General features: G+C 61.0%; 12 protein-coding genes. 4 read left to right on the forward strand and 8 right to left on the reverse strand.

Annotated features, from left to right (window positions below; genetic code table 11):
* Positions 1–161: 161 nt before the first annotated feature.
* Genes KVQ74_RS12015 through KVQ74_RS12025 form a run of 3 tightly spaced genes read right to left on the reverse strand, consistent with a single transcriptional unit; the run spans position 162 to position 3,439 of the window.
* Complete coding sequence (locus KVQ74_RS12015; RefSeq protein ID WP_217831290.1) at positions 162–1,109, reverse strand: HlyD family efflux transporter periplasmic adaptor subunit; 948 nt, start codon at positions 1,107–1,109, stop codon at positions 162–164.
* Between the two features lie 4 nt (positions 1,110–1,113).
* Positions 1,114–1,314 (reverse strand): DUF1656 domain-containing protein, encoded by a 201-nt coding sequence (locus KVQ74_RS12020; RefSeq protein WP_217831291.1) that lies wholly within the window; start codon positions 1,312–1,314, stop codon positions 1,114–1,116.
* Positions 1,304–3,439 carry an FUSC family protein gene (locus KVQ74_RS12025; RefSeq protein ID WP_217831292.1) on the reverse strand — a complete coding sequence of 712 codons (2,136 nt, stop codon included), beginning with the start codon at positions 3,437–3,439 and terminating at the stop codon, positions 1,304–1,306. Before KVQ74_RS12025 ends, KVQ74_RS12020 begins: the two co-directional genes overlap by 11 nt.
* A 232-nt stretch (positions 3,440–3,671) precedes the next feature.
* Between KVQ74_RS12025 and KVQ74_RS12030 the strand changes: the two genes are divergently transcribed.
* The 3 genes from KVQ74_RS12030 (at position 3,672) to KVQ74_RS12040 (ending at position 8,036) form a co-directional block, all read left to right on the forward strand.
* Entirely contained in the window at positions 3,672–4,727 is a 1,056-nt protein-coding gene (locus KVQ74_RS12030; protein WP_217831293.1) for a tetratricopeptide repeat protein, read from the forward strand.
* 139 nt (positions 4,728–4,866) lie between these two features.
* Positions 4,867–6,369, forward strand: coding sequence for an ATPase domain-containing protein (locus KVQ74_RS12035; protein ID WP_217831294.1), 1,503 nt, complete (start codon positions 4,867–4,869; stop codon positions 6,367–6,369).
* A complete protein-coding gene (locus KVQ74_RS12040; protein WP_217831295.1) occupies positions 6,366–8,036 on the forward strand; it encodes an ATP-binding protein in 1,671 nt (556 codons plus the stop codon). The genes KVQ74_RS12035 and KVQ74_RS12040 overlap by 4 nt, the downstream gene beginning before the upstream one ends.
* A gap of 48 nt (positions 8,037–8,084) precedes the next feature.
* On the opposite strand, the gene KVQ74_RS12045 is transcribed toward KVQ74_RS12040, so the two are convergent.
* Genes KVQ74_RS12045 through KVQ74_RS12065 form a run of 5 tightly spaced genes read right to left on the reverse strand, consistent with a single transcriptional unit; the run spans position 8,085 to position 14,611 of the window.
* Positions 8,085–8,462, reverse strand: a complete 378-nt coding sequence (locus KVQ74_RS12045) for a response regulator (protein WP_217831296.1) — start codon at positions 8,460–8,462, stop codon at positions 8,085–8,087.
* Positions 8,463–8,506: 44 nt separating this feature from the next.
* Positions 8,507–9,721: a hybrid sensor histidine kinase/response regulator gene (locus KVQ74_RS12050; RefSeq protein WP_217831297.1), complete on the reverse strand. Its 1,215-nt coding sequence runs from the start codon at positions 9,719–9,721 to the stop codon at positions 8,507–8,509.
* On the reverse strand, positions 9,715–10,308 hold the full coding sequence (locus KVQ74_RS12055; protein WP_217831298.1) for a chemotaxis protein CheB: 594 nt from the start codon (positions 10,306–10,308) through the stop codon (positions 9,715–9,717). Before KVQ74_RS12055 ends, KVQ74_RS12050 begins: the two co-directional genes overlap by 7 nt.
* A complete protein-coding gene (locus KVQ74_RS12060; protein ID WP_217831299.1) occupies positions 10,305–11,120 on the reverse strand; it encodes a CheR family methyltransferase in 816 nt (271 codons plus the stop codon). The genes KVQ74_RS12055 and KVQ74_RS12060 overlap by 4 nt, the downstream gene beginning before the upstream one ends.
* A complete protein-coding gene (locus KVQ74_RS12065) occupies positions 11,120–14,611 on the reverse strand; it encodes a response regulator (protein WP_217831300.1) in 3,492 nt (1,163 codons plus the stop codon). Before KVQ74_RS12065 ends, KVQ74_RS12060 begins: the two co-directional genes overlap by 1 nt.
* Before the next feature lie 266 nt (positions 14,612–14,877).
* On the opposite strand from KVQ74_RS12065, the gene KVQ74_RS12070 reads away from it, so the two are divergent.
* Complete coding sequence (locus KVQ74_RS12070; RefSeq protein WP_217831301.1) at positions 14,878–15,240, forward strand: response regulator; 363 nt, start codon at positions 14,878–14,880, stop codon at positions 15,238–15,240.
* The last annotated feature ends 89 nt before the right edge of the window (positions 15,241–15,329 follow it).

Genomic DNA, 15,329 nt, shown 5'->3' on the forward strand with positions numbered 1-15,329 from the left:
AACCAACCAAATTCCTTTGCCCCGCGTATCATTCGGTCGCGGGGCTTTTTTTTGCCTGGCCGAAAGCCTTGAACTCCCTTCTACGCCACTGTCTCGGCCATCCCACTCGGCCGCCTTCGTGGGCAAGCCCACGCCCACAAAAGCAACACCCGCCCGGAACGTCAGCGATGCTCCTGAACAGTCACCGTCGCAGTCGTCCCCGCGCGCAATCGGCCTTTGCCGGCATAATCGGCATCGATACCAATCCGCACCGGCACCCGTTGTGCCAGTTTGACCCAGGTGTAACTGGGGTTGATGTTGGCCAGCAGACGGCTGCCCTGTGAGTTTTCCCGGTCAGCAATGGCGAAAGCGATGCTCTGCACCGTGCCGCCAAAGGTCTCGCCGCTCATCAACTCGATCCGCACCCGGTCGCCCTCCCCGATCCGTGGCAACTTGGTTTCCTCGAAATACCCACTGACATAGAACGAATCGCTGTCGACCAGAGCCAGCATGGCATTGCCAGCCACTGCATAATCGCCCTGCCGGGTCAGCAGATTGGTCACATACCCGGTAACCGGCGACTCCACCCGGGTACGCTGCAAATCCAGTTCCGCCTGGGTCAGTGCGGCAATCGCCAGTTGCACGTTGGCCTCGGCGAGGCCGAGATTGGCCTGATTACGCAGCAGATCAGCTTGTGCCACGGCGACATCGGTACTGGACTTCTCCCATTCCTCCCCGGAAATCGCAAAGCCCTGTTTCAAGGTGCGTCGCCGACGCTCTTCACTTTCACGCTGTTTAAGTAACGCTTCGCTGGCAACGATGGTGGCCTTTGACTGACCTAGCGTGGCCTTCGCCACCTCCACCGAACGCCGCGCATGCTCCACCGCGAGGCTGTAGCGCGCGGGGTCGATCTCCAGCAGCAACTGGCCCTTGGTGACATGCTGGTTGTCCTGCACCGCGAGCGTGACAATGCGCCCCGAGACATCCGCCGACAGCGTCACCACATCCGCCCTCACCCGCGCATCGCGCGTCCATGGCGCGCGGGTGTAATGCTCCCAGGCAAACCAGCCCAGCACGATCGCCAGCACCACCACGGCGAGAGTTGTCAGTCGGGAAAGCAATTTATTCAAGGCTTCAGGCTCCCATCAGCAAAATCAGCGTGGCGCACACGCAGACGTACAAGGCGCCCTCGAACAGCGCTTCATGCCAGACAAAACGCAGCAGTCCCACACGCCGCAAGCCCCAGTCCAGCAACATGAAAACAGGAATGGCCAGCAACAGGGCCTGGGCAATCGGCGGCAGGTAAACCCCGCCAATCTCGAAATCAATGGGCAAGGGCCGGCACTCCTTCAGGGGTGGTCTGTTGCAGATGCTCCCCGTGGCGCTCGAGAAACGACACCACGATCAGCAACGCAACCCGCATGCGAAACACAGACCACAGGTGCTCATGGCTGGCGACATGCAAGTCATCCAGTTCATCACCCAGGGCGTGAAGCGTGGCGAGCAGTGGACTCAATGGGGCATCGGGCCGACCGGCGACGAAGCGTCCGGTCTGACGCAGGGCAGCCAACAACGTCTGGCTGAAGGTGTCACTGAGCAACCTGTTGTTTTGTACCTGCTGACGCAACTGGTGCATCGCCACACCCAGTGCCACACAGCCGAGGCTGACTTCGTACAATTGCTGCATCGCCCGGTCATTGGCCGCCGGCAGCAGGCCGAGCATCGTGGTCAGGCGGTCGACCATGCGACTCTCGAAGGCGAATTGCTGCTCATCGGTCGCCGGTGTCTTCGTCAGGCTGTACACCTGTTCGCGCGCCTCGTTATACAGGCGGCGAATCCGCAATACCGGACGGAACGGGAAGATCCAGGCATAAACGATCAGCGCCAGCACCGCCGCGCTGATGTAGGCCCCGGCGAATTCGAACCATTGGATGGCGCTGTTCTGGCCGGTGCCGACATTCTGGGGCCCGAGCAGCAGGAAACTCGTCAATCCCAGCCCCATGCCGATGCCGGCAGTCGCCGGACTGGCGAGGCCTACCGCGATCACATAGAGCAACGGCGCGAGCAGCAACGCCAGCAACTCGAAGTCGCTGATCGCCGGCACCAGCATGAATTGATAGAACGCCGAGACCACCAATGCCACCCCCAGGCCCCGGGCGTAACTTTGCGCGGCCATGAGCGGTCGGGGAAACGTCGCCATCAGCGAACAAAGGATGCCCACCAGGATCATCCCGCCCCGGGCGCCGTCCCAGGCGGTTTCGATCCAGATCAGCCCGGCCGCCAGCAGTGCGGTAAAGGCGCGAATCGCGTTCATGGTCGCCAGGGTGAAGTCCAGGTGCAGCGGATTGGATTGGCCGCGAAACATGCAACTGGCCTCACGGCCCTCCTGAATCGCATCGCTCAGTTCCAGAATCTGCTCAAGCTGCTGCAGCAAGCGCGCCTGCTCCCAGCGTAAGGCCCACGCCAGCGAGCGCAAGGTCGCACTCATGTCTTCGGTCAGTTGCTCGACCTCGTAGGCCAATTCGTCGAATTGCTGTTGCAGGGTCACGAAGTGATGCCGCGCGTCGGCCGATAACGCCCGCCCCTGTTGCGCCAGTTGATCGAGGAACGCCAGCTCCTCGGCGCGCAAACGCTGGATGTCCAGCGGCAAATCACCCTTCCAGCGCTCGGTCAGCAATTGCCGCTGATGGCGCAAGGCAGTCAGCCGGGAGGTCAGCAACATCAATTGATTGCCCAGCAACAGCACCAGATTGTTGGCACTGCGCAAACGCGGGGCATCGAAGTACAAATGCCGACGCAGGCCTTCCAGGGCGCTGATTTCGCCGAGCAGTTGCATTTGCCGACGCTGAAAGTCGACCTCGCTTTCTTCGGTGCGGATCACGGCGGCGGCGTGGGTGGCGGCCAGTTTGATGACCTGATCGACCTTGGCGAAGTAACCTTTCGCCACCGCTTCCGGGCGTGCGGTCAGCAGGCTGACGACGCAGACGCACGCCACCGCCAGCAGGGTTTCGGTGACCCGCGTCACCGCCAGCAGAAATGTACCGTCCTGATCCGGGATCGCCAGCAACGCCACGACCACGGCGGTGTAGCCGCTGAGCACGAACGCCTGGGAGCTGGTGTAGCGCAACAGGGTGCCACCAGCGGTACACAGCGCGAGCCACAAGGCCAGGGTGGCAATGAACGGCAACGGCGCCTGCGGAAAAATCGCCATGATCAGCACCGCCACCGCCGCGCCCAGCGTGGTGCCAATGATCTGGCCAAAGCTGCGCGCCAGTGCCATCCCGGCCAGCGGCTGACTGACAATCACCACGGCCATGATTGACCACTTGGGCTGATCCAGATCGAACACGAATGCCAGATACAGCGTCAGCAGTCCGGCGGCAATGGTTCGCAGGGCAAACAGCAGCACTGCCTGACCGGGATGGATCACGGCTTTGAAGTAATTGAACAGGGCTTGCATGGGCACACTCATCGAAACAACTTCTGCAAGCGTAGACACTGGTTCGAAGCCCCGACAGGTTATGTGGGTCGACGCAGGTTGTAGGGCGATTCGGCGCTACGCCGACGCTCTGTAACGCGCCAATCGCCAAATCGGGGCGCCATTCACATTCGGCGGACACAGGGTTTGACTCATGGCGCGAGCTGGTCGAAGCTTGCCGCTCTGCTTCAGTTCGACAGCTTCGGATACTTGCATGCCTCAGTCCCGCCGCTACTTGCTTATCAGCCTTGGCCTCGTGCTGGTGCTCGTCGTTGCCTGGTTGTCCTTGCGCAGCACCGCGCCGGTGGTGCCCGAAGCCATCAAGCATGGCTACAGCGAAGCCTTGTCCGCCACTCGCGCCGGGCAGCCGGGTGCGGCGCGGGTGCTGTACCAGCAATTGGGCCGTCCGGATCTGTCGGTCAAGCGCCGCGTCTGGCTGCACGCCGAATTGCCCAACTACCCGAGTCCGCAGGCCCTGAAACTGGCGGACGCCGATCTGCAGAACGAAGCGGTCGACGTGCGACTGGCGGCAATCAAGAGCGTGGTCGGACTGGTGCCGGGCGGTCCGCGCAGTCTGTTGCTCGGGCCATTGCTCGACGATGAGGACCAGGGCGTGCGGTTTGCCGCCATCAATGCCCTGCTCGGCTTGTCACCTGACGAGCTCGGGCTGTATTTCGCGCCGCTGCAACAAGCCATCGACGGCTGGGAGCAAGTGTTGAAGAGTCAGCCGCCCAGCGCGGCGAACTTCGCCCAACTGGCACGATTGCACCTGCATAATGCTGAGTTCCAGCAGGCGCAGGAAGCGCTGGATCAAACCCTGAGTCTGGAGCCCGGCAACCTGCCGGCGCTGGTGATGCAGATCGATGTGCTCGACCGACAGGGTCAGAGCGATGCCGCCCGCCAGTTACTGGCCAAGCAACTGAAGGCCCAGCCCGACTCGGCCTATCTGCAACATGCCCTCGGTCTCTGGCTGTTGCACCATGACCAGCGCGAATACGCCCTGCTCGGCCTGTCGAAAGCCGTCGAGCTGGAGCCTGACAACAAGGATTACCGCTACGACCTCGCCACCACCTTGCACGATGCAGAGGAACTGGAAGCGGCGCAGAAGCAGTTGCAGGAAATCGTCCAGCGCCATCCGGCTGACCGCAAGGCGCGGGTGCTGCTGATCAATTACTGGAAGGAAAGCGGCCAGTTGCAGAACGTGCAGATTCTCCTGGCCCAGCTTGAGCAAATGAATCCGGACGACCCGGCGCTGCAACAGGGACTTTGAGCACTTTCGACAGCCTTCCCGACACATCCGCGAAGAAACAGCGGAACCGTCATCTCGGCCAAGGGTCAAGTGAACAGGCAACCCGACTCAGCGTTTGCCGTCCGTTGCCTCGACTCCCTGGTCATGAGAGGGCCATTTTTTGACGACATCCAATGTGTTCAACAGTGAAAAAGCCAGTACCGGCATCGAAGGTCTGGACGACATTCTGGCCGGAGGCCTGTCGCGCGGTCATGTGTTTTTACTGGAGGGCGAACCCGGCACCGGCAAAACCACCATCGCGTTGCAATTCCTTCAGGCTGGCGCCCGAGCCGGCGAACGCTCGCTGTACATCACGCTGTCGGAAACCGAGCGCGAATTGCGTCAGGGCGCGGCGTCCCACGGCTGGGAGCTGGACAACAACATCGAGATCTTCGAGCTGACGCCGCCGGAAAGTCTGCTCGACGCCGAACATCAGCAAAGCCTGCTGTATTCGTCCGACCTGGAACTGGGCGAAGCGACCAAACAGATTTTCGAGGTGGTCGAGCGTTTCAAGCCGACCCGGGTCATTCTCGACAGCCTGTCGGAAATTCGCCTGCTGGCGCAAAGCTCCCTGCGCTACCGCCGACAGATCCTGGCGATCAAGCATTACTTCTCGCGCTACGAAGCCACCGTCCTGCTGCTCGACGACCTGACCACCGAGTTGCTGGACAAGACCGTCCACAGCGTCGCCCATGGGGTGATCCGCCTCGAAGAACTGACACCGAATTACGGCGCCGAGCGTCGGCGAGTCCGGGTGATCAAGTATCGCGGCCAGAAATATCGTGGCGGCTACCATGACTTCACCATCCTGGCAGGTGGCGTCCAGGTGTTCCCGCGACTGATCGCGGCGGAACACCGTGGTGAATATGCGCGCGTGCAGATGAAGAGCGGCATCGCGGAAATGGATGCCCTCCTGGGCGGCGGCATCGAGACCGGTTCCAGCACATTGATTCTCGGCCCGGCGGGGACCGGGAAATCGCTGATTTCGATGATTTTCGCCACCGCCGCCGTGGCGCGCGGGGAAAAAGCCGCGTTGTTCGTCTTCGACGAGGAACTGGGGCTGCTGTTCGAACGCATGAAGAATATCGGCATCGACCTCAAGGCCCTGCTCGACACCGGCAATCTGCTGATCGAACAAGTGGACGCGGCGGAACTGACCCCCGGCGAGTTCTCGCACCGGGTACGGCGTGCCGTCGACGAAGGGCAGATCTCGACCGTGGTTATCGACAGTCTCAACGGCTATCAGGCAGCCATGCCGGAGGAAAACGCGCTGGTGCTGCACATGCACGAACTGCTGCTGTACCTCAATCGCAAGGGCGCTGCGACCTTCATGACGGTCGCCCAGCACGGTCTGGTCGGCGACATGATGGCCCCGGTCGACATCACTTATCTGGCCGACACGGTGATTCTGCTGCGCTACTTCGAGGCGCTGGGCAAAGTGCGCCGGGCGATTTCGATCATCAAGAAGCGCACCGGCAGCCACGAATCGACCATCCGCGAATACCGCATTTCCGCGCAAGGCATGACCATCGGTGAACCGCTGGAAACCTTCCAGGGCGTGTTGCGCGGAGTACCGACCTATCTCGGTGCCAGCAGCCCGCTGCTCAAGGACGAAGGCCTGTGAGTGTCAGCGTGCCGCTGTCTGAAAGGGCACTGATCCTCGCGCCCCTGGGTCGTGACAGCCAGATTGCCCAGATGATTCTGGGTGAAGCGGGCTACGGCGGGGTGATTACCCGCGACCTCGGTGGTCTGTGCAATGAGCTCGCGCCCGGCGCGGGGCTGCTGCTGATCGCGGCGGAGGCGCTCAACGGTCCGGATCTGGAAACCCTGTTGCTGTACCTGGAACAACAACCAGCGTGGTCGGATCTGCCGATTGTGTTGCTGACCCACCATGGCGGCACCGAGCAAGGTCCCTCTTCCAAACTCAGCAAATCCTTGGGCAACGTGACCTTTCTCGAGCGCCCTTTCCACCCGGCAACCCTCGTCAGCCTGGTGTCGACGGCCCTGCGTGGTCGACGACGGCAGTACGAAGCGCGCGACCGGCTGATCGACCTGAGCGAAAGCGAACGGCGCCTGCAATCGACGCTGGAAACTCTCGAACAACAGGTCGAAGAACGTACCGCGCAACTGCGGCACAACGAAGAAGCCCTGCGCCAGTCGCAGAAAATGGAAGCGGTCGGTCAGCTCACCGGCGGTATCGCCCACGACTTCAACAACATGCTGACCGGGATCATCGGCAGCCTCGAACTGTTGCGTCGACGCCTGGCCCGTGGCCGTACCGACGACCTCGACAGCCTGATCGATCTCGGCGTGACCTCAGCCAACCGCGCCGCCGGCCTGACCCATCGCTTGCTGGCGTTTTCCCGCCGGCAGTCGCTGGACTCCAAAGCCGTGCAGATGAACACCCTGGTCCTGTCGATGGGTGAATTGCTGCAACGCAGCCTCAACGAAAGCATTCGGCTGGACATGCAACTGGACGACAATCTGTGGGTCGCCGAGGCAGACCCCAATCAACTGGAAAGCGCCCTGCTCAACCTGGTAATCAATGCCCGGGACGCCATGCCCGACGGCGGCAGGCTGAAAGTGGCGACTGCCAATCAGGTACTCGATCCAGTCTTCACCGAGGCCTACAGCAACCTCGAACCTGGCGACTACGTGGTGCTCAGCGTCAGCGACAGCGGTTGCGGCATGCCGCAGAGCGTGATCAACCGCGCGTTCGACCCGTTTTTCACCACCAAACCCATCGGCCAGGGCACCGGCCTGGGCCTGTCGATGATCTACGGTTTCAGCAAACAGTCCGGCGGGCATGTGTCGATCGACAGCGAAATCGATCAGGGCACCACGGTCAAACTGTACTTGCCGCGTTTTCGCGGTGAAGAGCTGCCTGACACGCCTATCGACAGCCAGCAAAGCCCCGACGCACTGGATGGCGAAACCGTGTTGATCGTCGAAGACGACCCGGCCGTGCGGGTGCTGGTGAGCGCAGTGTTGAGTGAGTTGGGTTATGCGTTTGTAGAAGCGAGTGACGCCGATGGCGCCGTGCCGATACTGGAGTCAGCGCAGCGCATCGACCTGTTGATCAGTGACGTCGGCCTGCCGGGAATGAACGGGCGGCAACTGGCGGAAATCGGCCGGCAACACCGGCCTGAGCTGAAAGTGCTGTTCATCACCGGTTACGCCGAACACGCGGCGGTACGCGGTGGCTTCCTCGATCCGGGGATGCAGATGATCACCAAGCCGTTCACCTTCGATTTGCTGACCGCCAAGGTGCGGGAAATGATCAAAACCTGAAGTAACGTATCGATCCCACGCTATTCGTGGGATCGATACGGCAGTGAGTCACGCCAGCAGTTCCTGAATCTTTTCCTGCAACACGTCCAGATCGAACGGTTTTTCCAGAATCGGCGCCCTGCGGGTGATCGGGCTGCCGGTCTCGCGGATTTCCTGCGGATAGCCGCTGATGAAGATCACTTTGAGGTCGGGGCGCAACTTGACGGCGGGTTCGGCGATCTGCACGCCGGAGATGCCGCCAGGCAGTCGAAAATCGGTGATCAACATGTCCAGGTGCGGCTTGCTGGCGAGAATCTCGAAAGCCTGTTCACCGTTTTCCGCCTGCAGCACGCGATATCCCTGCCCCGACAGGAAATCCGCCAGCACCATCAAGATAACCGGTTCGTCCTCGACGATGAGTACTACATCTTGTGCATCTACGCTCATGGGAAGCCTTTGTTCGGTCAATAGCTGCTGATACGACCGTGCGGTCAATCAGAGGTTGCGTTTGTTTCGCCGATTTCCTGGAGCGGCAGACAAACGCGAAACAGGGCGCCCTCGTTGATCCTGCTTTCGACGACGATGGAGCCGCCATGGGCGGCCACGATCTGCTCGGAAATGAACAGACCCAGCCCGAGTCCGGCGACCACCGTCTTGGCGGAAACCCGTTCGAACTGTTGAAAAATACGCTTCTGGTTTTCCTCGCTGATGCCGATGCCACGATCCTGGACCTCGACCCGCGCCTCCTCTCCTGCGCAATACACCCGCACCTGGATCGGACTCTTGCCGCCGTAGCGCAGGGCGTTGGTCAACAGGTTAGTCACCACCTGCTCAATGCGGAACTCGTCCCAATGCCCATATACCGGCTCCGGCGCGCTGAAGCTGACCTCGGTTTCGGCGGCCTCGATCTGCTGCGCGAAATTCTGCAACAGATGCTCCACCAGTTGCGTCAGGTCGAAACGGCTCGGGCGGATCGACAGCTTGCCGGTGCGGATCCGCGACACATCGAGCATGTCCTCGATCAGCCGAATCAGGCTTTTGATCTGCCGCTCGTCGCGGTCGACCATGGCCTGCATTTTGTCGAGGGTGAACGCCGCGGCGTTGTCCCGGGCCAGATGCATCTTGCGCAGCTGAGTTTCGAGGATAAGGCCGTTGAGCGGCGTGCGCACTTCATGGGCGACGATCGACATGAAATCGTCGCGCATGCGCACCGCCTGCTCCAGCTCAAGTTGAGTGCTCTGTAACTTCTGCAGCAGCGCTTCCTGCTCGCGGCGACTCTGCTCCAGGGCCTCGACCTGCTGTTTCATGGCCTTGCTCTGGCGATACAGGTCGACAAAGACGTTGACCTTGCTTTTCACCGCATGGATATCCAGCGGTTTGTGCAGGAAATCCACCGCGCCGCTTTCGTAGCCCTTGAACGCGTAGTTCAGCTCACGGCCGGCGGCGCTGACGAAAATGATCGGAATGTTCTTGGTTTTCTCGGTGCCGCGCATCAACTCGGCCAGTTCGAAGCCGTTCATGCCGGGCATCTGCACATCGAGAATGGCCATGGCGAATTCGTGTTGCAGCAGCAGCGAGAGCGCTTCGTCCGCCGACAGCGCCTTGTAGACCGTGCGGTCCTCACGCTTGATCAGCGCTTCGAGGGCCAGCAGGTTCTCGGGCAGATCGTCGACGATCAGCAGTTTGGCTTGGATATTACTCAGCATGCGATTCGTTCCAGCTCGACAAGCAGACGGCCGATGCCGTGAATGGGAAGAATGTGATCCGGTTGATGCATCTTCAGGGCCGCCGTCGGCATGGTCGAAACCTGGGCATCGGCGGGGTCCTGGACGATGGTCAGCCCACCCAGTCGTTTGACCTGCGCCAGGCCTCGGGCGCCGTCGTGATTGGCGCCGGTCAGCAGCACGGCGGCCAGCGCCGGGCCATAGACATCGGCGGCGGACTCGAACAGGTAATCGATCGAAGGACGGGAATGATGCAGGCGATCTTCAAGGCTCAGCGACAGGCTGCGATCCTGCTCCACCGACAGGTGATAGCCCGGTGTGGCGAAGTACACCGTACCAGCGCTGATGTCCTGTTTGTCGACCGCCTCGACCACCGGCAGCGCCAGGCGCCGGGTAAACACCTCGGCCAATTGGCTGCGACGCTCATCCGGCAAATGCAGCACGACGATGATCGGCAGCAGGAAACCTTCTCGCAGCGGACTGAGCAACGTCAGCAAGGCCTCGACGCCACCGGCGGAAGCCCCCACCACAATCGCCTCGACCCGAGGCAAATCCACTGCGCCGTTCATGATTTGCGATAGATCCGTTCTTGTTTGACCAGCGGTACGAACTGGCTGGCATAGCTGGAAAAATCCAGGGTTTCCTTGCTGCCCAGCACCAGAAAGCCACGATGGCACAACGACTCATGAAACAATCCGAACGCCCGATCCTGTAATTTTTTATTGAAATAAATCAACACGTTACGGCATGAAATTAATTGAGTTTCGGAGAATACGCTATCGGTCGCCAGGCTATGATCGGCGAACGTCACGTTCTCGCACAGGCTCTTGTCGAAAATCGCGTAGCCGTAGGCTGCAGTGTAGTAGTCGGCAAACGAACGCTGGCCGCCGGCCTGCTGGTAATTGGCGGTGTAGGCGCGAACGTTCTCCATCGAGAAAATCCCCTGCTTGGCCTTCTCCAGCGAGCGTGGGTTGATGTCGGTGGCGTAGATGATCGTGCGGTCGAGCAGGCCTTCCTCGCGCAACAGAATCGCCATCGAGTAGACCTCTTCGCCGGTGCTGCAACCGGCGATCCAGATCTTGATCGACGGATACGTCTTGAGCAGCGGCACCACTTCCTGGCGGATGGCCAGGAAGTGCGAAGGGTCGCGAAACATCTCGCTGACCGGGATCGTCAACAATTGCAGCAACTGCATGAACGCGGTCGGGTCATGCAGGACCTTTTCCTGCAATGCCGAAATGGTCGCGCATTCGAACTGGCTCAACGCATGTTGCACCCGACGCTTGATCGACGCGCCGGAGTAATCGCGAAAGTCGTAGCTGTACTTGAGGTAAATGGCCTCGATCAACAAGCGCAATTCGATTTCGGTATTGGGTTCCACTAAATCCGTTCCATCTTCGGTAACCACACACGAATCAGCGAGAACAGGCGATCCAGGTCGATGGGCTTGGCCAGGTAATCATTGGCGCCGGCCTGCAGGCAGCGCTCCTGATCGTCCTTCATGGCCTTGGCCGTCACCGCGATGATCGGCAGCTTGCGCCAGCGCGGGTCCTTGCGGATCTCGATGGTGGCTTCATAACCATCCATCTCCGGCATCATCACGTCCATCAGCACCAGGTCGATGTCCTCGACTTCATTCAATCTTTCAATCGCCTCACGGCCGTTACGGCCGATCACCACGACTGCGCCTTTGGTTTCCAGGGCACTGGTCAGGGCGAAGATGTTGCGTACATCATCGTCCACCAGCAGCACTTTGCGACCTTCGAAGACCTTGTCGCGGCTGCGGGCGGTCTTGAGCATCTTCTGCCGTTCATGGGACAACTGCGATTCGACTTTGTGCAGAAAGAGTGTGACCTCATCGAGCAACCGCTCTGGCGAGCGCGCGCCCTTGATGATGATCGAGCGCGAATACTTGCGCAGGTCGGCCTCTTCGTCGCGGGTCAGGTTGCGCCCGGTGTAAACGATCACCGGCGGGAACGAGCAGATGTCCTCGGTGGACATGCGCTTGAGCAGGTCGTTGCCGAGCATGTCCGGCAGCTTGAGATCGATGACCATGCAATCGAACATCGTGGTGCGCAGCAGTTCCAGGGCATCTTGTGCCAGGCCGACGGCGGTGATTTCGATGTCCTCGTCGCCGATCAGCCGCGCGATGCTTTCGCGCTGCAAGTCGTCGTCCTCGACCAGCAGCACCCGCTTGACCTTCTGGGTCAGCTTGGCTTCGAGGCGGGCGAACACATCCTTGAGTTCCTCGCGGGTGGTCGGTTTGACCGCGTAACCGATGGCGCCCATGTGCATGGCCGCTTCGACGCGATCCTCGACGGAAATCACATGCACCGGAATGTGCCGGGTCTCGGCGTGTTCCTTCAGGCGTTGCAGCACAGTCAGCCCGGAATGGTCCGGCAGGCGCATGTCCAGCAGGATCGCGTCCGGCACAAACTCTTTCGCCAAGTCATACCCTTCATCCGCGCCGTGGGCGACCAGGCACTGGTAACCCAGTTCATGGGCCAGGTCATAAAGGATGTGAGCGAAGTTCGGCTCGTCCTCCACCACCAGGATGCAACGGCTGTCGAACGGCGCTCTGGCGCGGTCGTCATTGAAACGCGGGATGTCGACGTCCGGCAGTGGCGAAACCGGCGCAGCGGCGACCACCACCGGTTTGGCTTCCGCCGGGCTGAAGGTCAGCGGTGCGACCGGCGTGTCACCCGGCTCGCTGTACTGCTGCGGCAGTACCAGGGTGAACACGCTGCCCTGCCCCGGCGCGCTGCTGACGCTGATCGAACCGCCCAGCAGCGCCGCCAGATCCCGGGAAATCGACAGGCCCAGCCCGGTGCCGCCGTATTTGCGGTTGGTGGTGCCATCGGCCTGGCGGAAGGCTTCGAAAATGCTTTCCTGCTGATCCGCCGCGATGCCGATCCCCGAGTCGCGCACGATAAACGCGATGCGCTCGTGTGGCTGTCCGGCGATGGTCAGGCTGACCGTGCCGTGCTCGGTGAACTTCACCGCGTTGGACAGCAGATTCTTGATCACCTGCTCCAACCGCTGCCGGTCGGTGAACAGGGTGATTGGCGCATCAGGCTGCAAATCGACGGTGAAGGTCAGTTGCTTGTCCGCCGCCAACGGCTCGAACACCCCGCGCAGGCCATCGGCCAGACGCGCGACGCTGGTGTTCTCGGCAATCACTTCCAGCTTGCCCGCCTCGACCTTGGAGATGTCGAGAATATCGTTGATCAGGTTGAGCAGATCGTTGCCGGCGGAATAGATCGACTCGGCGAACTTGACCTGTTCGGCGCTGAGATTGTCCTGGGGGTTCTCCGCCAGCAATTTGGCGAGAATCAGCGAACTGTTCAGCGGCGTGCGCAGTTCGTGGGACATGTTGGCGAGGAATTCGGATTTGTACTTGCTGGAGCGCTGCAACTCTTCGGCGCGCTCTTCCAGTTGCGCCTGGGCCTGATTGAGCTCGGTGTTCTTCTGATCCATGGCGTCGCGCTGCTCGGCCAGGGTCTGCGCCTGCTCGGCGAGTTGTTCGTTGGTCTGCTCCAGCTCGACTTGCTGGGTTTCCAGATGCGCCTGGGACTCCTTGAGAATCCGCGATTGCTCTTCCAGTTCCTCGTTGGCGGTCTTCAGTTCTTCCTGCTGCACTTGCAGCTCTTCGTTGAGCTGCTGGGTTTCAGCCAGCACTTCCTGAAGGCGCTGACGATAGCGGGCCGCCTCGATGGACGTACCGATGTTGCCGGCAATCAGCTCCAGCAACTCGATGTCGCGGTCGGTGAGCGGGCGCAGGAAACCCAGTTCGATCACGCCGTTGATTCGGTCGTCATCGCTGGTCGGCACCACCAGAACGCTGTGCGGCAGGCCTTCGCCGAGTCCCGAGCTGACCTTGAAGTAATCGGCGGGCACCGAGTCGAGACGGATCAACCGCGCCTGTTGCACGACCTGACCGACGATACCCTCGCCGCTGTAGATCGATTGTTCCTGTTGTTCCTGCTCGCGTGAGAAGCCGTAAGTCGCCACCCGTTTCAGGCCGCCGTGATCCTCGCGCACATACAGTGCCGCCACCGCAGTACCCAGGTAATGGGCACAGAATTGCAGAATGTTGCGCCCCAGCAGGTTCAGGGTCAGTTGCCCCAGCACCTGTTCGGCCAGTTCAGTCTGGCCGGTACGCAGCCAGGCCTGTTGCTCCAGGCGATGGGCGCTGGCTTCCTGCGCGGCGAGGTTCGCGCCGTAGTTCTGGGAGAGATTGAGCAGATCGCGACGGCCGATGTAGGCCAGCAAGCCGCTGATACCGGCAATGAACAGCAGGTACAGGCTGATGCTCCAGATAGTGGTGCGGCGCACATCCTCGTTGCGGGTCGTGCGCAAGGTCTGCTCGGTGTCGATCACGTCCTCGAACTGCTTGCGGATCTCGTCAGTCAGGCGCTTGCCCCGCCCGGCCTTGACTGCCGCCCGGTAGTCGCCGCTGGCGCGCTGCAAATCGATCATCGATTGCGCATAGGTTGCCCATTCGTCCTGCAAGGCTTGCAGGCGGCGCAGGCGATCGGTCTGCACCGGGTTGTCGGCCGTCAGTTCGAGCAAAGTATTGAGGGCCACGGTGATGCGTGGCTTGGCCGTCTCGTAGGGGTCGAGAAAGTGTTCGTCGCCGCTGAGCAGGAAACCGCGCATGCCGGTTTCCAGGTCGACGGTGAGCTTCACCGCTTCATTGGCGTTATTGATCACCCGGTCGGTGTGCTCGACCCACTGGATCACCGACAACAGATAGGTGATCAGCGAGACGAAGAACACGGCACTGATGGCGCCGACGCCCAGGGGCAGACTGACGTTGCGGCTCAGAAGTTTGCGAAACCGTTGCTCATCAACCGAAGACGGAGAGGACATGGGGCAGCCTTGTCGAACTGTCGAAAACCACGGAGTTTGCCCCAAAACGGCGACATGGATCCATTTTTCTCACAGATTTAGCACCATTTTCCTACATTTGCCTGCATCACGTTGCGTACCACCGGTTATCCTTGCCGGCCCCTGGCGTCGTATTCTTTTTTGTATCCATCCGGGAACTTGTGGCCATCCGCCACTTACTCATGCAAGAGACCGGCAATTTCGATCGACCGGCGCCATCTTCAATTCCCTTACCGAGAGCTGCCACCATGCCCACCCACACCTCCACCATCCTGGTTGTAGAAGACGATGCCATCGTGCGCATGCTGATCGTCGATGTGCTGGAGGAACTGGACTTCAACGTGCTGGAGGCTGACGGCAGCGAACAGGCCCTGGAAACGCTCAAGGACGTCAACCAGCACATCGACCTGATGATGACCGACGTCGGCCTGCCGATCATGGATGGCCGCCAACTGGCCACCGAAGCGCGGGTCCTGCGCCCGGACCTGCCGATCCTGTTTGCCAGCGGCTACGCCGAAACCATTGAAGTCCCGGCGGACATGCATGTGATCGGCAAGCCGTTTTCCATCGATCAATTGCGCGACAAGGTCAAAGGCATCCTCGGCCAGTAAGACCTGCCGTCGCAGGGCGACTTTGCAGCGGGGAGCAAACCCGGCGGGCTATGGTTTAATAGCGCCCCCTCGTTTCTCCCAGCTTCAGG

The sequence above is a fragment of the Pseudomonas botevensis genome (assembly GCF_019145475.1).
Lineage (GTDB): Bacteria > Pseudomonadota > Gammaproteobacteria > Pseudomonadales > Pseudomonadaceae > Aquipseudomonas > Aquipseudomonas botevensis.